Raw genomic sequence first — 22,742 nt, forward strand, 5'->3', positions numbered from 1 at the left:
TAGAGTCAGGCTCTTAGACCGATGGAGCGGCGATCGCTCCTTTAGTCGCTGCTGGATCAAGGCTCACGAGAGAGTAGCCCTGTAGCGGCTTATCCTCAATCTGAGTAAAGAGATGCAAATCTATTTAGATTACAGCGCAACTACACCGACTCGACCCGAGGCGATCTCTGCTATGCAAGACGCCCTCACCCAGGATTGGGGTAATCCTTCCAGCATCCATGAATGGGGCCAAAGAGCTGCAACGGTGGTGGAAAAGGCTCGAATGCAGGTCTGTAATCTCATCGATGCACCAGCGGATTCCCTGATTTTTACTGCTGGGGGAACGGAAGCGGACAACCTGGCGATTATGGGAGTAACTCGTCACTATCAGACCCCACAACATCTGATTATTTCTGAGGTGGAACATTCTGCAATCAGCAAAACGGTGGAGTTGCTAGAGCAGTGGGGATGGGGGGTGACGCGGTTGCCGGTTGATCGCCTAGGAAGGGTGAATCCCGAGGACCTGAAATCTGCTCTGCGCTCCGATACGGTGTTGGTGTCGGTGATTTATGGACAGAGTGAAGTGGGAACGGTGCAACCGATTCAAGAATTGGGGGCGATCGCTCGCGCGGCAGGGGTGTTATTTCATGTGGATGGGGTACAGGTTGTCGGGCGATTGCCGGTGAATGTGCAAGAATTGCCGGTGGATCTGCTCTCCCTCTCCAGTCATAAAATTTATGGCCCTCAAGGGGCAGGGGCGCTCTACGTTCGGGACGGGTTGGAACTGGTTCCTTTGCTGACGGGAGGGGGACAAGAATCAAATCGGCGATCGGGGACTCAGGCAGTGCCTGCGATCGCCGGATTTGGGATGGCGGCAGAATTAGCGATGGAAGAAATGCCAACAGAGACTGCGAGATTAATTCAATTGCGCGATCGCCTCTTCGAGTTATTAGCGGATACCCCGGAACTGATCCCCACAGGCGATCGGCTGCATCGTTTACCCCACCATGTCAGTTTCTGTCTGCGGGAGGATGCTCATAGTCGAGGCAGTCAACCCATCTCCGGCAGGGCGATCGTCCGTCAAATGAACCTCGCCGGAATCGCCATCAGTTCCGGATCCGCCTGTAGTAGCGGCAAACTCAACCCCAGTCCCGTCCTCTTAGCAATGGGATACAGTCCCACCGAAGCCACCGCTGCTGTGCGCCTCACCCTCGGACGACATACCACCGCAGCCGATATCGACTGGACTGCAATGGTCCTCAAGCAAATTTTAGCCAGACTGATGCCCAAATTAGCCCTTGCTAGACTTTAATTTCCCCGTCTGATTTTCTCTGCCTTTTGAGACAGAAGAAACTATTATTCGGCAAACCCTAAAAAAAGTTATAAACCGGGTTTCTACCGCAGTTTTTGCCGCAGTTTCACCGATTTGGACAGAAACCCTGTTTCTTGAGAATGTCAGCAAAAAGTCTGGTTTTCTGTTGACACTGGGTCGGGGGCTTTGTCCGCTGTAGCCGCACCCTTGAGGTGGGTTTTTCTATTCATAATGTCCCCCAGTGATTTTGCCTCGGAATACAACATATTGATAGAGATTGTAGAACAACATCACCGGAATCAGCGCCCCAATCATCACGATCATAATCACTAACGAACTGGGGTCCGCTGCGGCTTCGTAGATGGTAATTTGCGAGGGGATGATGTAGGGAAACACCACAAGGGCCAAGCCTAAAAATGTTAAGACAAACAGCAGAATTGTCCAAACAAACGGCATTCTTTCCTGTTTGCGATCCAAGCTTTTCAGCAATAGCCAAATTAACACCACACCCAGTAAAGGAATCAGGGCAAACACATAAACTTGGGGTCGGTCAAATAAGCGCATTCTGGCTTGTTCATAAAAGATGGGGGTGACAATGGTAATCAAAATTGCGCCGATTAAAGTTGTTATGGATGCCAGTTTGGCCGTCTTATAGTGGGTTTCTTGGAGTTCGCCAGTGGTTTTCCAAATCAGATAAGTTGATCCAATCAAAACATAGCCTTGAATTAAAGTTAAGGCCACTAAAATAGATTGCCAACTCAACCAGTCCCAAGTGCCGCCAATAAAATGACCTTTGGCATCGACTTCAATGCCTTTCAGGACAGCACCCAAGGCAAATCCTTGACCCAATGCAGCCAGAAAACTTCCCCCACCAAAGGCTAAATTCCACAAGACTTTGCGGGTAGATTGCTCTCGAAACTCGAAGGCCACCGCCCGAAAAATGAACCCAAATAACATCACAAAAATGGGAATATAAAGCGCGTTGAGAATGGTAGCATAGGCTAGGGGGAATCCCCCAAATAAACCCCCTCCCATCAACACAAGCCAAGTTTCATTGGCATCCCAAATATTGCTCAAGCTGGTCATTAAAATATCGCGTCTGTCTTCAGATGAAGCAGTCACGGATAAAATTCCTACTCCTAAATCGAACCCGTCCAACATGACGTAAAGAAACAGGAAGAGGGCTAAAATTCCAAACCAAACTTGAGGTAAAAAATAACTGAGTGTCTCCACGATCGCTCCTATTGTTTTGCTTCTACAGGTCGTTCATCGGGGATAAATTCTCCCGGTTGAGTTTCTAGGGCCGGTTGTGGTTCTAACCCAGGAATGGGTAAGTCAAATCGGGGGCCGCGACGAATAATCCGGCTGCCAAAATAGAGGACACAGAAGAATAAAATGCTATAAACGACTGCAAACGCAGTTAATGAGGTTAAAACATTACTCGCCGGAAGATTAGAAGCCGAATCAACGGTGCGGATTTGTCCATATAAAGTCCAGGGTTGCCTCCCCACACAGCGCACAATCCACCCGGATTCAATGGCAATATATCCCAAGGGTGCAGCAAAAATCCAGCTTCCCATTAACCACCGTTGTTGGCTAATATTTTCGGGAGAAAGTTTCCCGCGCATCCATTGAAGGGTAGAAATTAGCATTAAACCCGCTAAAAAGAACCCAATGGCAATCATGGTCCGAAAGGCATAGTAAATTAACCCGACTAAATGGGGTCGGTCCTCCGGTTGCCATTCTTTCAGTCCTTTGACGGGAAGGGTGAGTTCTTTTTTAAATTCCAAAATGTATCCCAAGGCATTGGGAACTGTAATTTCCCAGTCATTTTTCTGGGCTTTTTCATTGGGGAATGCTACTAAACTCCAATCTCCCCCTTGTCCAGCGGGAATGGTTTCCCATTGAGCTTCCATTGCGGCTAATTTGGCCGGTTGGTAGTGATAGACTTGTTCACCGCTTAAATGGCCGATATAGAGTTGTAACGGGGCCACTGCGATCGCTGCTGCCACGACAATTTTAAACGACTTACTAAAAAATTCATGGTGGCGATTTTTAAGAATGTAGCAGGCGCTAATTCCTCCAATCACAAATAGCGAGGTTTCCAGAGTGGCAAAAAACATATGCAGGACGCTGTTCAGCATGAAGGGATTGGTAATCGCTTCAAAATAATCCCGCACTACAAATTTTCCATCTACTAATTCTCCTCCTGCAGGAGTTTGCATCCAGGAATTGGCGGTTAAGATCCAAAATGTGGATAAATTGGACCCGACTGCCACTAAAATAGTAGACAAATAGTGAATCACGGAATTCACCCTTTCCCAACCAAACACCATAATTCCTAAAAAGGCCGCTTCTAGCATAAACGCCCAGGATGCTTCAAACCCAATGACACTGCCAAAAAAGTTGCCCACTGCTTCAGAAAACGGTGCCCAGTTTGTGCCGAACTGGAATTCCATCGGAATCCCTGTTGCCACCCCAATTCCAAAATTTAAGACAAATAATTTGGACCAAAATCGGGCATGGTAGTAGTAGTCTTTATTGCGCGTTTTCAGCCAAATTCCCTCGACAATTACCAAATAAATTGACATCCCGGTAGTCAGAACTGGCCACAGCATATGAAAAATAGCGGTCAGCGCAAATTGCATCCGCGATAACACTAGGGTATCGGAAAGAAAATCCACAAGTTCACCTCCTTCAGAGTGTTATCAAAGTTTAACAAACTTTTTAAAAATTAACGGTTATCTAAGCAACATTTATCCTCTAAATTTAGGGACCAGCATCCAACTCATAATTAAGGGATAAACATCCTCCATCTCACCAGGATATCCCGGGGATTAGACAGCCGAAAACCGGATTGGTTATGAATAGAACTTATACTCCATACGGTACTGATAAGTCTATAAAAACGAGCCGCGTCAAGCGGTATTTGTAGGGGCTTCGATGCGCAGGCTTCTACAATCCGTTTTTATAGACCTTTAAATACCGTATGGAGTATTAGACATCCCTGTACTTTACCCAGGCGCTGAATCAAAGAGCCTTTGGTAAAATCTCCGGGAGAATATCCGTCATTTTTTTCTTTTAAATTTTGAATTATCCTTAATTTTAGATTGTTGCTCGGTGACATAAGCCAAGGTTTTTTGGGCATCAGAGCCTGGGGTTTTCTCGGGGATATCTGTAATATGCCACCAGGCATAAATGAACCCTGCTGCCACGCCTCCAACCACCCCAAATAAAATACTCAGAGTGGTGGAATATCCCAACAAGCCAAACATAACCATAAAAAATATCCACATTCTAACCCCAAAAGAAATTCCTTTTTCTTTTGGGGTTTTGGGAGGTTTTTTGACAGGGGCTGTCCCTTTTTTATCTTGCAAGTTTGCCATATAATTGCTCTGAATCGGGAAAAGGTGAAAAATGGGCGAAATTATACACTGAGTTGGCTGATAATTGGCTTTAATTGGGCATCGATATCGGCGGTGGTGTCTAGGGAGATAACGTAGGGAAGTTCACTCTCACAAAAGACTTCAGCAGTTTGTTGTTGGCGATCGAGGAGATCAGCAGTGGCATCGGCGATATCTCCTTGGCGCTGATTGAGCCGATCGCGCAAGATGGCGATCGGGGCGGTACAATGCAGAATCTGCAACGGCAATCCTCTGTCTTTAGCAGCAGCGATCGCCTCTTCCCTCAACCCTTGCCGGTCATATTTTGCATCCAAAATCACCGTCCATCCCTCACTTGCTGCCATTATCCCCAATTCTAACAATCGAGCATAAGTCTGGGCGGTCATTTCTGCACTGTATATCTCATCACTCCCTGTGGATTGGAGGGGAATCCCCGCCAAATGCTTGCGGACTGCATCTGAACGGATCTGAATCGCCCCAGTCGCCCTCGCCAACTGGCGGGCGATCGTACTTTTTCCCGAACCGGATAAACCGGACATTAAAATCAATCGCCCTTGGCGAGGTTGGGTGTACTGCCATGCTAATTGATAATACTGGGCGGCGGTTCGCCATGCTTCTTCCTTCTCCTCCTGGGCAATGTTGGCATCATCTAACATCAATGAGGTCACTTTAGCGCGCACATAAGCCTGCCGACTTAAGTATAATCGTAACACTTGCAACCCTTGCCAGTCGCCAGTTTGTTCCAAATAAGTATTTAAAAACCCGTTAGCGAGGTCCTGCCGTCCCCGGGCTTCTATATCCATGACGATAAAACCAATATCATACATGACATCCACAAACCGAAAGGCTTCGTTAAATTCAATGCGATCGAACAGCAGAATCTGATTATCCCACCGGGCAATATTTTTTAAATGTAAATCCCCGTGACATTCGCGAATTTTATCCGTTTGCATTCGCTGCTCAAAGTTAGCGGACCGTTCAGCAAAAAAGTTGTCGCTGTAGGCTTTGGTTTCTTCAAATTGCTGGCGGGTTTGGGGTCCATTGATATAAGTTTGGGATTGCTTGTAATTATTATCGATCGCCTCCCGGATTTTAGCCACTGTGCCAAAACTTTTAATCGAGTCATTCGTTGGCGTTTGCCGATGGAACTCCGCCACAACTTGGCCTAATTGTTCCATCTGCTCTTGGGTGAGTTGACCCTGCTCAAATTGATGAATTAATAAAGATTCTTGAGGAAACTGCCGCATTTTCAAGGCATATTCGACGGGTTCTCCCTTGCCATTCAGTTCCAGGTGACTGCCCTTTTTAGTAACCGTCACGACTTCCAGATAGAGTTCAGGGGCAATCTGTTGGTTTAGGCGCAACTCTTCATCGCAGAAATGATGGCGTTTTTCCAGGGTGGAGTAATCTAAAAAGCCAAAATTAACTGGTTTTTTGACTTTATAAACATAGTCTCCCGTCAGCAGCAAAAACGAGGCGTGGGTTTGCATCAAGGTGATGGGTTCTTGCACTGGATGGGGATAAAAGTCCCCCTGCATCATCTCGGCGATCGCCTGGGGAAGTTTGGACTGACTCATGTTGTCCTCCATTGTCATAAATTCGGCTTATGGAAAGCGGAAGGATGAAATTTTCCACTTCATCCCTCCTGCTTTCGCTATTATCCTGCTAGGAGCGATCGCGTCTCTTCTTTCGATAACCGAGGGCCGTAGGTGGTAACAATCCGCCCTGCTGCTTTCGCCGCTAATTGTCCCGCTTCGGCATCACTCATGCCATGAGTCATTCCATACAAAAAGGCTCCGGCATACATATCTCCCGCGCCCACGGTATCGATCGCCTGCACGGAAATTGCCGGAATTTCGATGAGTTTTTCCCCATCAAAAATGATTGACCCTTTCGCACCCAGGGTAATCGCAAAGCGTTTGGCGAGGGTTTTTAAATGGGCAACTGCCTCATCAATGGTATCCGTTTCAGCCATTGTTAAGGCTTCACTTTCGTTGGCCAAAATAAAATCTAGTCCGGGTCCAATTATGTCCCACAAACCCTGTTTGAAAAAGTTCACCATATTGATATCCGAGAGAGACAGGGCAGTTTTAACTCCGGATTGACTGGCGATTTCTCGGGCTTTAATCGCCGCTTTTTGTCCCGTGGGGGAACTGACGAGATAGCCTTCGATGTAGAGATATTCCGATGCCGCAATTGCATCCGGAACCAGTTCCGTTGTTCCAAAACTGCCGGTAATCCCTAAATAAGTATTCATGGTGCGATCGGCATCAGGAGTTACGAATACCAGACATTTTCCGGTTACCCCTTCCGGTCGAGTTTGATTTTGTAAATTTGTCTCTACGCCGTTGCGGAGGAGGTCTTCCAGATAGAACGTACCCGTTTCATCCTGGGCAACTTTACAGGAATAAAAGCCTTTGCCCCCCAATTGACTGACGGCGATAATGGTATTGGCGGCAGAACCCCCACAACTTTTTTTACAAGGGCGATCGCTGAATTGTTCCAGAAGGGAATGATGCCGATCTTCCTCAATTAAGGTCATGACTCCTTTATCGATTTGCATCTGGGCCATGAGTTCGGGGGATATTTCATATTCTATATCCACCAAAGCATTGCCGATACCATAAACGTGATAATTGCTCATGAATTTGTTAGTTTTTACGACGATACAGGACAATAAATGTTGGCTTAAGCCCTACGATACAAAGCAAAAAGGAAAAAGGCAACAGGGAGTAACCTGCCTGCCTTTTTCCTTTTATAAAATCAGAGGTTGGATTGTCGGAACCCAGAGAAAGGATGCGATCGCCCCGGGTATGCCTGCCTTGGCGGATAAAACCGTTACCTGTGGACAGGAATCTCTAGTCCCCGGGACTCGCCTAGGATCACAGACTAGAATCAAACTAGGCAGTGACTCCTTCCTCCGCACTCTCTTCGTCGGTGGATTTCTCGGTATTTCTGGACTGGAGAATCGTCAAGACGATGCGATCGCCTTCCACATGAGCGCTTACCCCTTCCGATAACGGAAGTTCGCTCACGTGCAAAGCATCCCCCAGTTTGAGGTGGGTAATATCAATTTCAATGGAATCCGGGATATTGTCCCGGGTGCATTGGATCGGGAGTTCGGTCATCACCACATCTAAGACGCCCCCTTCCTGGGTGACCCCATAAGGTTCTCCCACCAAATGTAGCGGCACAACCAAATCCAAGCTGGTTCCTGCCGACACCGCAAAAAAGCTGATGTGGTAAACAGAGGTTGATTTCCAAGGATGAGTTTGAACTTCTCTGAGGATAGTTTTGCCCTTCCAGGAAAGATCGGGGATATTGAGATCCACCAAGGTATTGTTCACTGAGGCTTCTTTCAGCAATTTCTCAGCGACTTTGGCGGGAATCGTCAGGTCAATGGATTCGCTGCCTTGATGACCATACAGGGACGCCGGAATCAATCCTTCCCGTCGCAGGGCCTTGGGTTTGCTTCCTTCCTGGCGTTTTTGGCATTCAACGATGACTGTCATTTTAGGTGTTACTCGTTAGGGGTTAGCGATTAATGATGGATCGGACGTTGTTCACGGTTTCACCCGAGGGTCCGGGAAAAACGCTGCAACCTCCTATTCTATCAACAGCGGGGACAGATATTCAAGCCCGTTGGAGATATTGGTAGGTTTCGTTTTCCACACAGCGGCGTAATTCATGCAGCTTTTTCAGAGGATAGGTCAGTTTTTGATACTCCTCTTTGGACGGATCATCTCCCAGGTTTTCAATGATTTTTTCACTTTCTAGGATAATCGCATCCCGCAGAAAATACTTGAGAAGCTGGCGATTTTCTGGATCGAGTTTAATCAACAGCAGTTCTTCTTTATCTTCTTCTATTTTAATCACCGTCGGGTGAGATTTGCCTATCCTGGAAAAGTTCGTATGAGCCAACCACTCAAAAAAATTTTCTGTCATCTCTATCGTATGTGGTTCTTGCCCTTCTGTGTAAAAGCTGATATCTAACATTAGCTTTCCTCCTGGAATTCTGATTCCATAAACTCGCTTTCTGGAACATTCTCAGCCCAAGCTATTTGCGCTTTATCGAATAATTGTTTGGCATTCGGTGAAATGCGTCCGGTGGTCACCACTGCGATGATTGTCCCTTTATTAATAATTTTCTGCGCTTCTCCTGGATAAATAGTTTTTTTAGTCTTGATTTCGATGTAGGGCATCCCTCTATCCATTAAATTGTCTGTTAATCCCCCGAATTATCTCTTGGACGCGGGGAGCCTGATCTGGATTAATCAGCAAAATATCGCCATTTCGGTCGTTTCCCGTTGTTCTTTGACAGGAAATATTTTCTTTTTCTAATTGTTGGATCACCCCAGTAATCAAATTTTTGTGAACGGTCAATTTCTGAATCATTCTATCTTCATCAGTTTCCCATCCTTGATTTGCCATTTTTATGATGTACCTTTGAAATTTAAAAAATATTGTCAATAGATGGAAACGATCAAGACATGAAACCCATGTTACTCGGGGGAAAGGGTGGTGTTAATCCCCCAGGAATTATAATCTGGAGAACTGCCCCTAACAGAAAAAGGGGGACAGTCCCCCCTTTTAATGTATTTTAAATTTCCCCATTCAGGATGTCAAACCTGAGCTTAGACGGGAGTGCCGTTGGCATCTAAAAGACCGCGTTTGGGTCCGTGGATGGGGTCTTCAACGATGATGGTTTGGTCACGACTGGCCCCAATGGAGACGACGGCGATCGGGACTGCCATCAATTCGGCTAGATATTTGAGGTAGTCTAGGGCTTGCTTGGGTAAGTCTTCCAAGGTGCGACAGTTCATGGTGGATTGCTGCCAACCGGGAAGGGTTTCATAAATGGGTTTACACCGCGCAAACAGACGGGAACTGCTGGGGAAATTATCGCAGCGAGTGCCATCAATTTGGTAGGCAACGCAGACTTTAATTTCGTCGAGTTCGTCTAAAACGTCGAGTTTGGTAATGGCGAGACAGTCGATGCCGTTAATGCGGACTGCATAGCGACCGATGACGGCATCAAACCAGCCGCAGCGCCGTTTTCGGCCCGTGGTGGTCCCGAATTCTGCTCCGCGATCGCACAGAATATCGCCGATTCCCTCGGTCATTTCTGTGGGGAAAGGCCCTTCACCCACCCGCGTCGTGTACGCTTTCGCCACACCAATCACGCGATCGATCATCGTCGGACCGACTCCGGCTCCCACGCAGGCCCCACCTGCTACCGGGTTCGACGAGGTGACATAGGGGTAAGTCCCATGATCCAGGTCCAGCAGGGTCCCTTGCGCCCCTTCAAATAATATATTGCGCTTTTCTTGTACCGCGTCATAAATTTTCAGGGAGGCATCCACCACATGAGGACGCAGACGTTGAGCGTACTGCTCATACTCCTGGATCACTTCCTCCGGGTCAAGGGGAGGCAGATCGTACAATTTCTCCAAAATCACGTTTTTATAATTAATCGTCCAATTGAGTTGCTTGCGCAGCCCCTCGGGATCGATTAAATCTAAAACCCGAATCCCAATCCGTTCGGATTTATCGGCATAAGTTGGGCCAATTCCGCGCCCGGTTGTGCCGATTTTGTGGTTTCCCCGACGTTCCTCCGATGCCTGATCGATGAGGCGATGGTACGGCATCGTCACATGAGCCGTCTGGGAAATCATCAGATTTTCCGTAGAAATATTGAGGGCTTCGAGGCGATCGAGTTCTTCAATTAAAGTTTTTGGATCGATTACCGTTCCCGAACCAATGATACATTCGGTTTCTGGATAAAGGATACCAGAGGGAATCAGGTGCAGTTTGAAGGTTTGGTCCTTGACTACTACCGTGTGACCGGCGTTGACCCCCCCTTGGTAACGGACTACAACATCTGCCGATTTGCTTAACAGATCGGTAACTTTGCCTTTTCCTTCATCGCCCCACTGGGCACCGATTACAACGACGTTAGCCAAGGGTCTTTTTTGCTAAAGTTTACACAATCCACAATTATCTCCAAGTACCGTCCGACTTGTCAAATAAATTTTTGTTAAATTTCCGTTTCCAAAAAACCACACTAAAATATAACGTAATGGGCTTGACTCGGAGTGCATCTTTTCGATAGTCTAGATCTAATTAGCTCTCCGAACTCATTGACCCCTCACCCATCCACAAGAGGAGAAGCTGCTGTGGCTTTATATGCTGAACTGCACCGACATCTAGGAGGTTCGGTGGTGCCTCGGGTTCTATGGCGATATTTTCAGCGCCACGATCGCGAACTGGCGCTGCGCTTTCCCGAATATCTTGGGTTTGAAGAGTTTTACACCAAACCCCGGGATACCCTTGATGAGTATTTAGAACTCCACACCCTGGTTGAAAATGTCCAAAGCGTTGAAACTCTCCCCTATTTTATCTATCGGTTGATTCGGGGGGCCTATATTTTTGAAAATCTGGCCTATTTAGAACTGCGTTATACCCCATACCTGCGGACCCCTCATGATTTGAGTCAATCTCAGCGGATCGATCGCATGGCAGAGATTGTGGAAGTTGTCGGCAAGGCGTCCCAGTTACCGGAATATCCCATCGTCACTCGCCAAATTCTTTGTATGCATTCGCGCCTGCCGGATGAGGTGAATCGGGCGATCGTGGACTTGGCGAGTCAGATGCCGCAGTATGTCTGTGCGATCGATGTAGCGGGAGGGGACAATCATTATGGCGATCGCCTCGATGAATTTGTCAAACTCTACGCATACGCCCGTAACCTGGGTATAAATACCACCGGCCACCTCTACGAAACCCCCGACGGATGCCATCCGGAACTCCTCCCCTACTTAATGCGAATCGGACATGGGATTCAAATTCCCTTAAAACATCCGGAATTATTACCCGAAGTCGCCCGTCGCGGACAATGTTTAGAAGTCTGTCCCACCACTTATTTTAAAACTGGAACCCTCCAGGATATCCAAGACCTAAAAATCATCTTTGACCGCTGCTTTGAGGCCGGGGTTGATATTGCGATTTGTACGGATAATGCTGGATTACATGATATGCGCTTACCCTTTGAGTACGAAAGTCTATTAACTCAGGATATTATTGATTTTCGCCAGATGCAAGCCTGTCAGGAAGCCGCATTTCGTCATGCCTTTGCATGGCCTTATCAGCAACCTCCAGCCGAAATGTTAACGGATTTGTTGAAACCAGAATCTATGCCAGTCATGCCCGTGGGTTAGGGTAAATTATCATCCAGGATTTCCCCTAAATCATGGGTGTAATCCTTATAAATTAGGCCCCGACAGGGGCTTTTTTGTGGGCCGGTGAGTAGATTTACGGAGTTGGGTGATTCGCCTAATCTGCTAAGGTCTAAGTCCATCTTGACAAAGTAGCGATCGGCCTCTTATTATTAAAAATAAGGGAGTCCTCCAAAAAATTAGTAAAATCACCCCTTAATCATAACCCTCCTGAGATAAAATCAGACGCTCTAAAACTCAATCCCTTAACTCGAACCTAACTCGTTCATAGATTATGCCCCGGAAAAAGAAAGAACCCAGTGGATGTGGATGTGCAAGCATTCCGTTTTCGGTAATTCTCCTATTTTTAGGGGGGAGTTATTTTTTATTCACTCAGCGAGAACATTTGATCAGCCGATTGATACCCGAGGATGTCCGAGAAAATATTCCTTCGCAAATCGGTCAATTTATTCCCGAAGATTTACAAGCTAAAATTCCCTTTCTGAAGGGGTTTGATTCAGCGGATGCAGAGGAAATAACTCAGACTTTGCCCGAGGCAACCCCAACTCCAGAACTGCCACCACCCCCACCACCCCGGTTACCCCAAGCGCCAATTTCTAATCCCTCTCCACCCCCGCCAACGGCTGAAATTAAACCCCCAGGTAATTTACCCGAAAATCCCATAACCCCCTCCAATCCTCAAAGTCCTTGGGAAAAAAAAGCGATTCGAGGGATTTATTTTAGTCGCTACCAAATCACTAATAATGCAACGGAAGAAATGATTAGAGCGAGGGTCAGGTATTATCGCGATCGCGGGATTAATACCCTGATTCATGGCGTCTGGGGGAATGCTTGCACCATGTACAACAGTGCAGTTATGCAGGCAAAATTTGGCTATGAGAGTTGTCCCAATGAGTTTGAGGATAAATGGCTGGATTGGTTAATAGACGAAGCGCATAAACATGGCATGGAAGTCCATGCTTATTTTGAGAAAGGTATTAAAATAGATGAAAATAGTCCAGCATTCGATTTAGCCGTTCAGCGGGGATGGATTGTTCCGGGAGTGGACCGCACCCATCCCGGCGTTGACCATTATGTTTTGAATGTTGGCGTTCCGGAAGTTGCGGAATTGTTCACCAATATTTTGGTGGAGTTTGTCACAAAATATCCCAAAATTGATGCGGTGCAGTGGGATGATTATTTGGGATATCATGCCGAATTAGCGGGACAAGTCGATCGCACCCTGGAATTAACCAACTTTGTGAAGAAAGCGATTTCAGCAACAAAAGCCGCCAATCCATCGGTGAGTTTTGACATTTGTCATCATAATCCCTATTGGGCCAAACGCTACTTTGCAGCAGATTGGGAAAACTGGGGAGTCGATCGCGTGTTTATTCAAGTCTATGCCGATGAAAATTTCGCGCAAGAACTCCCCTATGTAGAGGCTTACGATGGGATTTCAATTACCGAACGACAATTTAACCGTTTAGAAGAATTAGTCAGGAATCCGAAAGTGGATAATATTTTGTTATTTCCGCTGTCAGGAGAACCGGAAAAAATGGCCGATGAGGTTAAGCGTTTGACGGCTAAGATTAAGTAGGATAAATCTGAAATCTTGCACTCGTTGCACCAACCGGCGGGGGATAAATCCCCCGCCTAACAGCTTAAGTCGGTTGAAACCGACTGAAAGCCTTATCCTGTGGGGTTTTTAGTCGGTTTTCAACCGACTGTAGAGGCGCTTCGCGAAGCGCCTCTACAGGCCGCCAATCGATTTATCCCCCGCCGGAGTTGAGAATGGTGCTTTTTTCTTAAACATCAATTGACTTTCAATCTCCGGGTTTTCTTCTGCTGCTGCCACCTATTCTGATAGAATTTTGTGGAGACAATTCCGGTCAGGGTTTACCTTGGAAACTAAACCATCAAAACGATTCGGTTTGTTCTTCATAGTCGTAAATGGTCAAACCCAGTATTTTCAGGTAGGCGCGATCGTCCGCGTTTAATTCTGGCTGATCTAAAATTTTGTTAATCTGGGTTTGCGTAGCTTGGTATTCAACCTCATTGGTGATAGGGCGAGGGGGAAATGCTGTCATGAGTTCTAAGTAGTAACGGCTAGGATTCTTTAAACCACTCGTCATTTTTCCAGTTCTCCTTACTATATTCTGCATGGGTCCAAACTGACTGACCCTCTCTCCTGAATATTTGACTTATTGCTGAGTCGGAGAATAGTGAAGCCGCAGAATTTGATGAACCTGGAGGGGAAGCATCGCATAGGTTTGCCCTTCATCATCAATAAATTCTACTTCATAAACATTGGGGGCGAGTTCTTCTACAATAGTTCCCACTTGACCGGGAATTAAGTGATGTTCGGGGATGGCTTCTAAAAGAGCAATCACATCACAGAGTTGGAAAGTTTCGAGAGTTAGAGTCATGGTTTTGTTTTGATGATATAACAACTGGTTAAGCGAGGAAATGTTTCCGAGATGCGGACAATCCAAGTGCTGCGAATGGTCGCAGTTTGACCTAGGCGCGTGACTGCAAAATCAATACAGTAGCGTTGTCCATATTGATCGTTCTCCGTGGGGACAGCATCATAGTTCTGGGCCGCTTCGGCTAAGAGATATTGTAATTCTTCCGCATCGTCACAGGTTAATCCTAACATTGACGCAAATAAGCGGGCTTTGTGTTTGCCGCGATGATGTTCGCTGTTGAGACTATAGTTTCGCAGTTTATCCAGATCGATAAATGCAGATTGAGCATTAGGGAGTTGCATATTAGATAATAAACGATTGCGCCTTTAGTTTATTGAGGTAAGCGGACCAAATCAAGAAAAGTCGGACCGCTGAAAAGATGCGTTGGGACTGGGTTTTTGAAGCGCTAAATCCATCTTTAATCTTTCTATTTTCAATGATTATCATCATAATTCACTTCTTACTTTCGTGCAAGAGTAACGCAGATCATTCATCCCTTTGTCCCGCTCTCTGTCAATTTTTGAGAGTCGGACTGAGAGGATAGCGCGTGAATTGACGGGGGATGGAGTGCGGAACTCTGGCCATTTATTCGGGATGAATGGGGAGGGAAATCAAAAATTCGCTTCCCTGTCCGGGGATGGAATAACATTCAAGTTTTCCGCGATGTTTTTCGACGACGATTTGATAGCTGATGGATAAGCCTAATCCGGTTCCGGCACCGACGGGTTTGGTGGTGAAAAATGGATCAAATATGCGCTGTCGGACTTGCTCTGTCATGCCGGTGCCGTTGTCGGAAATTCTGATTTCAATTTGGTTTTTCCCCGGGCGGGTGGTTTGAATTCGGATGTAAGGGGCATAATTTGGGGGGGCTATGGCGGGATCGACTTCGGTCTGGGTGACGCTGGGTACCAGGGCTGTATTTTGTTTTGAGTTATTTTTTTGTAGGGGTCGTTCTAAGGCATCGATCGCATTACTCAGCAGGTTCATAAAGACTTGATTCAGTTCACCGCCATAGCACTCGACTAGGGGCAATGTATCGTACTCTTTAATAATTTTAATTTCACTTCGTCCCGGTTTAGCTTTGAGGCGATTTTGTAAAATCAAGAGAGTGCTATCGATGCCTTCATGGAGGTTAACCGATTTCATTTGCGATTCATCTAACCGGGAGAAGTTTCTCAAAGAAAGGACGATTTCGCGGATGCGGTTGGCTCCGACTTTCATAGAAGATAAAAGTTTGGGAAGGTCATCAATGATAAATTCTAAATCGATATCTTCGATGACTTCTTGGATTTCGGGGACGGGTTCTGCATAGTGGGTTTGATATAATTCTAATAAATGGAGTAAGTTGTGGATGTATTCGGTGGCGGGTTCGATATTTCCATAGATGAAGCTAACGGGATTATTGATTTCGTGGGCAACTCCCGCTACCATTTGACCAAGGCTGGACATTTTTTCGGTTTGGATGAGTTGGGTTTGGGTTTTTTGCAACTCTCGTAAGGTGTGTTGGAGTTGTTGGGCTTTTTCGCGGGCATGGCGGGCGGAGTCTGTGGCGCGGGTGTATAATTCGGCTTGGGAAATGGCGATCGCCACTTGATTGGCGATCGCTTTGAGGAGTAACAGTTCGCGATCGCTCCATCGCCGAGGACCCTGACAGTGACCACAACTAACTAAGCCAATTTCCCCATTCAAGGTTTGAATCGGTAACGCCACAAAGGCTTGATAACCCCATGCGGTTTGTAATTTCTGGTAGTCGGGATTTTGGCTTTGCCTCACGTCGTCTACCTGAATGGTTTCCCGATTCAAGAGTTTAGCCATCAGGCAACTTTCTGGATCTGTGGGATAGTACCCTAAGAGGCTGGTTAAGTCCGGATTGTGAGATTCTTTGACCACCTCCCAGCAAGGGGAGAGAGTAGGAGTTGAGCCATTGTGAGAAGCATTGATATTTCCTGACCCTTGGGGACGATACCAGATAAATAAACAGCGATCGACCTGCAATAAGGACCGGATTTCACTCACAGCAGTTTCCAGAATGGTATCGATTTCTAGGGAGTTCCGGATTTGGTCGGTGAGGCGGTTAATTAAGGCTTCTTGTTTGGCGAGTTTCCGATAGCGTGATTCGGATTTGCGTAATTTGGCCTCCGCTTGTTTGCGATCGGTGATATCGCTGGCGATGCCATCGATTCGGAGGGGATTGCCCTCGCGATCGCGTACTAACCGAGTGCGTTGCCGCAACCAACGAACCTCTCCCGAGGGTCTCACAATCCGATATTCTAAGTCTGTACTGCCGGTTTCCAGACTACTTTTAAAAGCTAGATCTACCACGGACCGATCCTGGGGATAAATCACTTCCTGCCAGAGATTGAAGTTTTCAAAAAAGGCTAAGGAAGGTCTTTGGTATATGGTTTCCACTGCCGGACTCAAATAGAGCACTTCTGAGGTGGTTCCGGAAACGGACCAGACGACATCATCGATGGACTGTAAGATGCCGTTGAGGCGTTCTTGGCTTTGATGTAATGCCTCCGCGACTAACTTCCGTTCTAGGGATTCCCGTTGCAATTGTTCCAAGGCTTGCCTTAACTCAAAGGTTCGATTTTGAACCCGCGTTTCTAGTTCGTCATTGGCTTCTTGGAGGGCTTCCTCCATCCGCTTGCGTTCGGTGATGTCCGCAATGGTTCCCACATAATCGCTGCCGTTACAGTCTTTGTCGCGTTGGCAGATAGCTTGGCCCCAAACCCAGCGTTCGGTGCCATTTTCATCTAAAAACCGAAACTCAGATTGGAAGGGTAATTGCTCTTTTACAGACTGATGCCATTCCTGGAACACCCGATCGCGATCGCTCGGATGAATCGCCTCAAACCAATCTCCAGTTTTAGCTTGGTTTTCAGTGAGTCCGGTAATTTGAGATAAGCGCTCATTCAAATACAAAAATTGACCCGCTTGACTCATGCGGAAGATTCCCACCGGGGAAATCGATGCCAACGTATGATAGCGATATTCGCTTTCTTTCAGGGCAGATTCGGCGCGTTTTCGCTCGCGAATATCCTGGGCTAAACAGACGATCGCCTCAATAGAACCTCCTTGATCTCGCATCACGGACGCCGAAAAATACACCGGGATAGTCTCCCCATTTTTACTCAAAAACTCTACTTCTTTCCGACCAATTAAACTATTGGCTATTCCGGCTTTAGTTGCCAATTCATCATAGGTAATCCGGTCTTTCAAAAACAGGGTAATAGCGTGTCCTAACAGTTCGGTGTCGTCTTCATATCCCAGCAAGAATAAAGTGGCAAAATTAAAGTCTCGAATTGTTCCATCGGGGTTTAAAACAATTAAACAATCAATCAGTGATTTAAAAATATTATCAACATAGTGCTTGGAGACGGTTTTTTTTGTGAGTTCTTCTGCCATGCTATTAAAGGTATCCGCTAAAATGCCAATTTCGCTGCTGCTGTTGATCTGAACGCGGACATCTAATTTACCTTCCCCGATGGCAAGGGCTGCATTTTTGAGCTTGATAATCGGTTTGGCAATATTTTCGGCTAACAACAAACCCAAGCTAATGGCTAAAAACGCGATTAAAACAATTAAAACAATATTAATTAAGTTGGACTGAGCCGTGTGATTTATAATCAATCTCTCCTCTTCTTTAAGCTGAGCAATAGAGAGGGCTGTCTGAGCATCTAATTGTTGTACAAAAACTTCTTCTAATTCTTCTAATTTTTGATAAATGCTAAAAACCGGATCCGCTATATTTTGAGACTTTAATTGAATAATTTCTTGGGCAATTCGGTCAATCTCTTGGGTGACTTGCTTCACCTCTTCCAGGAAAGCTTGCTCCTCTTCACCGTGGGGGGTTAACTGCTCTAATTTAACAATCCATGTTTGTAGAGTTTGATAGGCTTCTTGATATTCCGTGGATTCTCCCCCTACGAAACTAGGGGGATTGTTCTGGTTTTCACCCAAACCCTCTAGTTCGGATTGGAGTAGAGCATAGGAGGTCACTTCAGTGATCATCCGCAGAGAAGTTGCTTTTATTTCTTCCAGGGCCACGATTCGGGGAATTTCATGAGTAGAAATTTCCTCAATTCTTCTAGTGATTTTTTGGTTGGAATTGACATAATTAATGCCCAGAAGAGCGACAATGGCTGTTAACCCCAAAAAACTGGAAACTAATTTTGTTTGTAACTTCATCTTTTTTTGAACGAAGAATAAAAATAAAGGGAAATAGATGAACCATTACTCTAGGGATTAGGTCGATGGATGAAGGGACCTAACTGGGGTCATGAATCGATCCAATAGAGGCAGGCGATCGCTGCGGGACCTCCCCCGGTAGATTTACCGGCAAGGCGCTTTTAGAGATGAACCCGGGTATAGCAGAACCAAGAGACAGCTTGGCGATCGCCTCTTTTCTCCATTGATTGTGATGCCGAAGAACTCCCCCCTCGATTCAGGACAGTCGCCTGGGAACCTAAAAAGGGGTTCATTCACACTCCCTGAGTCAGAATCAAAGAGGTGGTTGGTGCTACCCTATTCTAAGAGTTCCCGTTTGACCTGTTGGGTTGACTAGAATGTTTTTATTTCTTTCCAAGCTGCTTCCCGTCTTCATTTACCCCCTCGGACTCAGTTGCTTATTGATGCTGGTGGCATTAGTCACTCTATGGAAACGTCCAAAATGGGCATCGGTGGCGATCGCCTCAGCGTTGGTGATTTTGCTTCTGAGTAGTAATGGATGGGTTGCCAACGGCATCGCCCAATCCCTAGAATGGCAGAATTTACCCTCTGGGGAACTCCCCAATGCAGCGGCAATTGTTGTCTTAGGCGGCGGCATCAAACCGGCAATTTACCCTCGTCCCTGGGTGGATGTCAGTGAAGCGGGCGATCGCGTCCTGTATGGGGCCCAACTCTACAACCGGGGAAAAGCACCTGTAGTCATTCTCTCCGGGGGTCGCATTGACTGGAAAGGCGGAGGCCCCCCGGAAGCAGAAGACATGGCCTACATTGTAGCCGCAATGGGGGTTCCCACTTCCGCGATTCTCCTGGAATCCAACTCCCTAAATACTTATGAAAATGCCGTGGAAGTCCGCAAACTCCTAGAAGCGCGAAATATTGAAAAGCGCATCTTACTCGTCACCTCCGCCACCCATATGCCGCGATCGCTGCGGATCTTCCAACGTCAAGGCATCGATGCCATTCCGGCACCCACGGATTTTCTCGTCTCCCAACAGGAAAGCGATGAACTCTCCGAATCCTGGCAATCCGTGACCCTGAACATTCTCCCCGATGCCTATCGCCTCCAACAAACAACCCAATCTCTCAAAGAATATATTGGCACCCTCATCTATCGTCTCAGAGGTTGGCTATAAGGCTGCCAATTCTCAGAAATTGCCGAAATTTGCCCCCCTCCCGGTCCTTTGAGGCAGATGTTAGAATCAAAAGCAGTTGTCCTAGAGCATCGGTACCCTTTTAGATTCCAGGGACAAGAAACCGGGTTTCTACCTCCAAGTCAGTTACGAAGTTCCAAAAATTTTGTCCAGAAACCCCGTTTCTAACCAATGAAGTACCGACGCCCTAAAGGATCGGGATGGAGCTCAGAAAGCGGGTTGTTTTATAAAATTCAGGCATTTTTTCTAGCCCATTAGAACAGAATCTCGGTTTCTATTTCCCTGAATTGAACTCTGGGGCGATAAAAAAAGATTTAGGTAAAAATAATTATGATGCTTCCCAACGAGTTTCCCCAAAGTGCACCGATTCCTCAAGATGTGGCTCAAAATTTAGAATCGGCAAAAGTCACGCGGGAGTTTTATCACGAACTAGAATATCGACAAGCCTTTGAGGGGTATTGTCAGTGGTACTATCAGACCGCAGAACGTCACCGCCAAGAGGTTAAAAAAATGCGAGGTGATATTAATATTCTCGGCTGGTTTACCCGGCGAAAATAATAGGTGATGTTTTCAATTAGCAATTAGCAAGACCGCTAATTGCTAATCAGTCAGCGGAGTTTACACCGAGTCAGTTGAGCTTTTATTCAATGGCTTCTATCTCATCTTCGCGGAAATGGGCTTTAAACTTTTTGTCAAACTGAACATAGACTGGCAGGTTAGCACTCACGGGTCTCCCCTGCCATTCCGTAACAATGCCGATGACTTCGCCTTCTTGACCCTTGACATCATAGGGTTGATTGCGATGTTCGGGGCTGTGGTAAACGATAACCGACTGTGTGATGCGGACGCGATCGCCAACTTTCATAGATCTCTGTTAATTCTAATGTGCTTCTCTTCTCTTACCGACTGCACGGACCAAAAGTGCAGGGTTTCAGTATCTTATCAAACAGCGTTTCCCTTTGGTCCTTGGTCCTTGGTCCTTGGTCATTGGTCATTTGTGCTTGGGGAATGGGGGAATGGGGAGATAGGGGGGATGGGTGTTTTATTCTTGTTGTTGTTGGAAGATTCTTTCGCGGAGTTGGGTGAGTCCTGCTGAGTCGATTTGCCACCAGGCGGCAAAGCCTACGGCTGCGCTGATGAGGGTCACAGCGACTAGAAGGGCGATGGTTTGGGAAAGAGTTAATCCGGTGCGATCGCCCTTGGACTGGCGACGACGGCCCGGGGATGGGTCTTCCTCTTCATAAAGTAAAGCTTTAGACGCATCGGAGAGTTCATCCTCGGATAATCCCGTAGGAGGGAGTTGATTCGGGTCGAACAGGACCAGTTTTTCCGGGGAAATGCGGCAATAGGAGAGGACCACAGAAACATTATCATGGCCGTTCTTTTCATTGGCAAGGTCTACCCACCATTGGGCCGCTGTTTCTACGGAAATTGCCCCGCTAAACAAGTCATGGGCGCAATCGGACCAAAATTGCTCCACGCGATCGTTATCGCTTAATCCGTCGGAACAGAGTAGCAGCAACCCATCTTCTTCCACGACAAACCGCTGAATCTGGGGGCGCAATAAGTCCCCTTCCCGGGTGCCTAGGGCTTGGGTGAGCGCCCCACCATCGCGGCGACGGATGGCTTGGGAATAAGGGGCGCGACCGAGGCGGACCTCTCGGGAGGCGACATCATCATCTACGGTGAGTTGTTGGCAATAATTGGGGGTAATCCAATAGGCGCGACTGTCGCCAATATGAACCACATAGAGTTCATGGGCGTTGGCAAATTCTTGACCACTGGCGGTGGTGACTTTTTGGGGGAGTTGCAGGGTCATGACTAAGGTTGTCCCCATGCGCTGCCGGGAAGCCCGTCCTTGTTTGTCATTTTGGGCGGCGATCGTGTTGTTGACCACGCGCAGAATGGCTTCTAGTTGTTCGCTGACGACTTCAGGCATGGCGAGGCCCGGTTCTTCGGCGATTTCCCGCATCAGGGCTTGAATGGGCAGTTTCAGGGCTTGGACGGCCAGTTGACTGGCGACTTCGCCCCCTTCATGTCCTCCGACGCCATCACAGACAACGGCTAAGTGATTGAGGAGGGGATGGGTATGGGGTTTATCGATTTGGGCGATGTCATTGAGGGTGGGATAGCAGGAATCTTCGTTATGGTGGCGATTGGGTCCTGAGTCGCTAACTCCGGCGACGCGCACACGGAGGGGTAATTGGGCGGTGAGTTCGAGGAGGAGTTGGTTGACTTGGGGGGCAATCGCCTGGAATTCAGCATTGGGACGCCGCATTTGTTTACCAATCTCTTGGAGGCGATCGCCCACTGGGGCGGCCACTTTTCCCGCCCAAGTTAACCAGTGATACCCTAAATCTTGTAAATCCGGTTGGGTAATTAAACTGGCATCGCCATAGAGTTCTCGCAACCAGACTCGCGACCCCTGGACCCGGATATTGTCGGCTTTGAGTAAACTAGAGGCGACGCCCAATTCTAGTAAGGGTTTCCAGAGTTGCAGAATTTGCCATAACCAATAGACTTGGCGGACTGGGGGACTCTGGGGCCAGAGTTCCAACATTCCCGGATAAAGGGTGGCGGTATTGCCATCGACGGGGACATTATCGAGTAATAACAGATTGGGGGCGTTGGATCCTTCTCCGAGGGGACAAAACCCATAGACCTCGGGAATATGAAGGCGATGGGGATATAATTGAAGGTAGCTCAAAATCGCCTCGGGTAATGTCTCTGGAACGAAAGGGGCCAAGGCGGGTTGAATATCGAGCCAAATTTGGGGACTCACCACACGGTAGCGATCGCCGATGAGTTCGCCAATGGGATACCCCGCTGCTGCGGAACCCACCGCCCACAAGTAGCGGTACAGCAAGGGGGTTTGACAAGCATCACAGAACCGATTTCCCACCGGGTTTTCGGGCTGGGTACAGGTTGGATTCGGACAATAGAGTGGCTCAGAACTGCTCATAATCTCTGCGTGCAATGACAGT

The 22,742-nt window shown here is 47.2% G+C and carries 22 protein-coding genes; 5 read left to right on the forward strand and 17 right to left on the reverse strand.

Annotation, left to right across the window (positions count from 1 at the left end):
- Positions 1-112: 112 nt before the first annotated feature.
- On the forward strand, positions 113-1,291 hold the full coding sequence (locus NG795_RS00900) for a cysteine desulfurase family protein (RefSeq protein WP_367286791.1): 1,179 nt from the start codon (positions 113-115) through the stop codon (positions 1,289-1,291).
- A 222-nt stretch (positions 1,292-1,513) separates the two neighbouring features.
- Here NG795_RS00900 and cydB read toward each other — a convergent pair whose 3' ends face one another.
- The 10 genes from cydB to NG795_RS00950 all read right to left on the reverse strand — a co-directional run bounded on the left by cydB (position 1,514) and on the right by NG795_RS00950 (position 10,658).
- A complete protein-coding gene (cydB, locus tag NG795_RS00905) occupies positions 1,514-2,524 on the reverse strand; it encodes a cytochrome d ubiquinol oxidase subunit II (protein WP_367286792.1) in 1,011 nt (336 codons plus the stop codon).
- 8 nt (positions 2,525-2,532) lie between these two features.
- Positions 2,533-3,975, reverse strand: coding sequence for a cytochrome ubiquinol oxidase subunit I (locus NG795_RS00910; protein WP_367286793.1), 1,443 nt, complete (start codon positions 3,973-3,975; stop codon positions 2,533-2,535).
- Positions 3,976-4,359: 384 nt separating this feature from the next.
- Positions 4,360-4,668, reverse strand: coding sequence for a hypothetical protein (locus NG795_RS00915; RefSeq protein WP_367286794.1), 309 nt, complete (start codon positions 4,666-4,668; stop codon positions 4,360-4,362).
- A gap of 50 nt (positions 4,669-4,718) precedes the next feature.
- Positions 4,719-6,272 (reverse strand): bifunctional aminoglycoside phosphotransferase/ATP-binding protein, encoded by a 1,554-nt coding sequence (locus tag NG795_RS00920; RefSeq protein ID WP_367286795.1) that lies wholly within the window; start codon positions 6,270-6,272, stop codon positions 4,719-4,721.
- A gap of 80 nt (positions 6,273-6,352) precedes the next feature.
- Complete coding sequence (locus NG795_RS00925; RefSeq protein ID WP_367286796.1) at positions 6,353-7,339, reverse strand: adenosine kinase; 987 nt, start codon at positions 7,337-7,339, stop codon at positions 6,353-6,355.
- Positions 7,340-7,595: 256 nt separating this feature from the next.
- Positions 7,596-8,207: a 50S ribosomal protein L25/general stress protein Ctc gene (locus NG795_RS00930; RefSeq protein WP_367286797.1), complete on the reverse strand. Its 612-nt coding sequence runs from the start codon at positions 8,205-8,207 to the stop codon at positions 7,596-7,598.
- A 121-nt stretch (positions 8,208-8,328) separates the two neighbouring features.
- Positions 8,329-8,691, reverse strand: coding sequence for a hypothetical protein (locus NG795_RS00935; RefSeq protein WP_367286798.1), 363 nt, complete (start codon positions 8,689-8,691; stop codon positions 8,329-8,331).
- A complete protein-coding gene (locus NG795_RS00940) occupies positions 8,691-8,897 on the reverse strand; it encodes a hypothetical protein (protein ID WP_367286799.1) in 207 nt (68 codons plus the stop codon). Before NG795_RS00940 ends, NG795_RS00935 begins: the two co-directional genes overlap by 1 nt.
- Before the next feature lie 4 nt (positions 8,898-8,901).
- Positions 8,902-9,126 carry a hypothetical protein gene (locus NG795_RS00945; protein WP_367286800.1) on the reverse strand — a complete coding sequence of 75 codons (225 nt, stop codon included), beginning with the start codon at positions 9,124-9,126 and terminating at the stop codon, positions 8,902-8,904.
- 203 nt (positions 9,127-9,329) lie between these two features.
- Positions 9,330-10,658 carry an adenylosuccinate synthase gene (locus tag NG795_RS00950; RefSeq protein ID WP_367286801.1) on the reverse strand — a complete coding sequence of 443 codons (1,329 nt, stop codon included), beginning with the start codon at positions 10,656-10,658 and terminating at the stop codon, positions 9,330-9,332.
- Between the two features lie 213 nt (positions 10,659-10,871).
- Here NG795_RS00950 and NG795_RS00955 point away from each other — a divergent pair, with 213 nt between their 5' ends.
- The gene (locus NG795_RS00955; protein WP_367286802.1) at positions 10,872-11,912 is read left to right on the forward strand and encodes an adenosine deaminase; all 1,041 of its coding nucleotides are present in this window, start codon (positions 10,872-10,874) and stop codon (positions 11,910-11,912) included.
- Positions 11,913-12,204: 292 nt separating this feature from the next.
- The gene (locus NG795_RS00960; RefSeq protein WP_367286803.1) at positions 12,205-13,509 is read left to right on the forward strand and encodes a family 10 glycosylhydrolase; all 1,305 of its coding nucleotides are present in this window, start codon (positions 12,205-12,207) and stop codon (positions 13,507-13,509) included.
- 319 nt (positions 13,510-13,828) lie between these two features.
- Here NG795_RS00960 and NG795_RS00965 read toward each other — a convergent pair whose 3' ends face one another.
- The 5 genes from NG795_RS00965 to NG795_RS00985 all read right to left on the reverse strand — a co-directional run bounded on the left by NG795_RS00965 (position 13,829) and on the right by NG795_RS00985 (position 18,861).
- Positions 13,829-14,044 (reverse strand): transcriptional regulator, encoded by a 216-nt coding sequence (locus NG795_RS00965; RefSeq protein ID WP_367286804.1) that lies wholly within the window; start codon positions 14,042-14,044, stop codon positions 13,829-13,831.
- Positions 14,045-14,113: 69 nt separating this feature from the next.
- Positions 14,114-14,338: a DUF4926 domain-containing protein gene (locus NG795_RS00970; RefSeq protein ID WP_367286805.1), complete on the reverse strand. Its 225-nt coding sequence runs from the start codon at positions 14,336-14,338 to the stop codon at positions 14,114-14,116.
- Positions 14,335-14,679: a DUF6883 domain-containing protein gene (locus NG795_RS00975; protein WP_367286806.1), complete on the reverse strand. Its 345-nt coding sequence runs from the start codon at positions 14,677-14,679 to the stop codon at positions 14,335-14,337. The genes NG795_RS00970 and NG795_RS00975 overlap by 4 nt, the downstream gene beginning before the upstream one ends.
- A 283-nt stretch (positions 14,680-14,962) precedes the next feature.
- A complete protein-coding gene (locus NG795_RS00980) occupies positions 14,963-18,568 on the reverse strand; it encodes a PAS domain S-box protein (protein ID WP_367286807.1) in 3,606 nt (1,201 codons plus the stop codon).
- A gap of 161 nt (positions 18,569-18,729) precedes the next feature.
- Positions 18,730-18,861, reverse strand: a complete 132-nt coding sequence (locus NG795_RS00985; protein WP_367286808.1) for a hypothetical protein — start codon at positions 18,859-18,861, stop codon at positions 18,730-18,732.
- Between the two features lie 84 nt (positions 18,862-18,945).
- Here NG795_RS00985 and NG795_RS00990 point away from each other — a divergent pair, with 84 nt between their 5' ends.
- Entirely contained in the window at positions 18,946-19,740 is a 795-nt protein-coding gene (locus NG795_RS00990) for a YdcF family protein (RefSeq protein ID WP_367286809.1), read from the forward strand.
- 348 nt (positions 19,741-20,088) lie between these two features.
- Positions 20,089-20,316, forward strand: a complete 228-nt coding sequence (locus NG795_RS00995) for a hypothetical protein (protein ID WP_367286810.1) — start codon at positions 20,089-20,091, stop codon at positions 20,314-20,316.
- A gap of 82 nt (positions 20,317-20,398) precedes the next feature.
- On the opposite strand, the gene NG795_RS01000 is transcribed toward NG795_RS00995, so the two are convergent.
- Together NG795_RS01000 and NG795_RS01005 are read right to left on the reverse strand one after the other, a co-directional pair.
- A complete protein-coding gene (locus NG795_RS01000; protein ID WP_367286811.1) occupies positions 20,399-20,623 on the reverse strand; it encodes a ferredoxin-thioredoxin reductase variable chain in 225 nt (74 codons plus the stop codon).
- 177 nt (positions 20,624-20,800) lie between these two features.
- Positions 20,801-22,720 carry a protein phosphatase 2C domain-containing protein gene (locus NG795_RS01005; protein WP_367286812.1) on the reverse strand — a complete coding sequence of 640 codons (1,920 nt, stop codon included), beginning with the start codon at positions 22,718-22,720 and terminating at the stop codon, positions 20,801-20,803.
- Positions 22,721-22,742: the final 22 nt, after the last annotated feature.

Source organism: Laspinema palackyanum D2c (assembly GCF_025370875.1).
In the GTDB taxonomy this organism is placed as follows: Bacteria; Cyanobacteriota; Cyanobacteriia; order Cyanobacteriales; family Laspinemataceae; genus Laspinema; species Laspinema palackyanum.

Coding starts and splice junctions, on each gene's coding strand:
- NG795_RS00930 (WP_367286797.1), bottom strand. CDS start 8,207: ATGACAGTCATCGTTGAATGCCAAAAACGCCAGGAAGGAAGCAAACCC.
- NG795_RS01000 (WP_367286811.1), bottom strand. CDS start 20,623: ATGAAAGTTGGCGATCGCGTCCGCATCACACAGTCGGTTATCGTTTAC.
- NG795_RS00960 (WP_367286803.1), top strand. CDS start 12,205: ATGCCCCGGAAAAAGAAAGAACCCAGTGGATGTGGATGTGCAAGCATT.
- NG795_RS00940 (WP_367286799.1), bottom strand. CDS start 8,897: ATGCCCTACATCGAAATCAAGACTAAAAAAACTATTTATCCAGGAGAA.
- NG795_RS00945 (WP_367286800.1), bottom strand. CDS start 9,126: ATGGCAAATCAAGGATGGGAAACTGATGAAGATAGAATGATTCAGAAA.
- NG795_RS00925 (WP_367286796.1), bottom strand. CDS start 7,339: ATGAGCAATTATCACGTTTATGGTATCGGCAATGCTTTGGTGGATATA.
- NG795_RS00975 (WP_367286806.1), bottom strand. CDS start 14,679: ATGCAACTCCCTAATGCTCAATCTGCATTTATCGATCTGGATAAACTG.
- NG795_RS01005 (WP_367286812.1), bottom strand. CDS start 22,720: ATGAGCAGTTCTGAGCCACTCTATTGTCCGAATCCAACCTGTACCCAG.
- NG795_RS00920 (WP_367286795.1), bottom strand. CDS start 6,272: ATGAGTCAGTCCAAACTTCCCCAGGCGATCGCCGAGATGATGCAGGGG.
- NG795_RS00980 (WP_367286807.1), bottom strand. CDS start 18,568: ATGAAGTTACAAACAAAATTAGTTTCCAGTTTTTTGGGGTTAACAGCC.
- NG795_RS00935 (WP_367286798.1), bottom strand. CDS start 8,691: ATGTTAGATATCAGCTTTTACACAGAAGGGCAAGAACCACATACGATA.
- NG795_RS00970 (WP_367286805.1), bottom strand. CDS start 14,338: ATGACTCTAACTCTCGAAACTTTCCAACTCTGTGATGTGATTGCTCTT.
- NG795_RS00990 (WP_367286809.1), top strand. CDS start 18,946: ATGTTTTTATTTCTTTCCAAGCTGCTTCCCGTCTTCATTTACCCCCTC.
- NG795_RS00965 (WP_367286804.1), bottom strand. CDS start 14,044: ATGACGAGTGGTTTAAAGAATCCTAGCCGTTACTACTTAGAACTCATG.
- NG795_RS00985 (WP_367286808.1), bottom strand. CDS start 18,861: ATGAACCCCTTTTTAGGTTCCCAGGCGACTGTCCTGAATCGAGGGGGG.
- NG795_RS00900 (WP_367286791.1), top strand. CDS start 113: ATGCAAATCTATTTAGATTACAGCGCAACTACACCGACTCGACCCGAG.
- NG795_RS00995 (WP_367286810.1), top strand. CDS start 20,089: ATGATGCTTCCCAACGAGTTTCCCCAAAGTGCACCGATTCCTCAAGAT.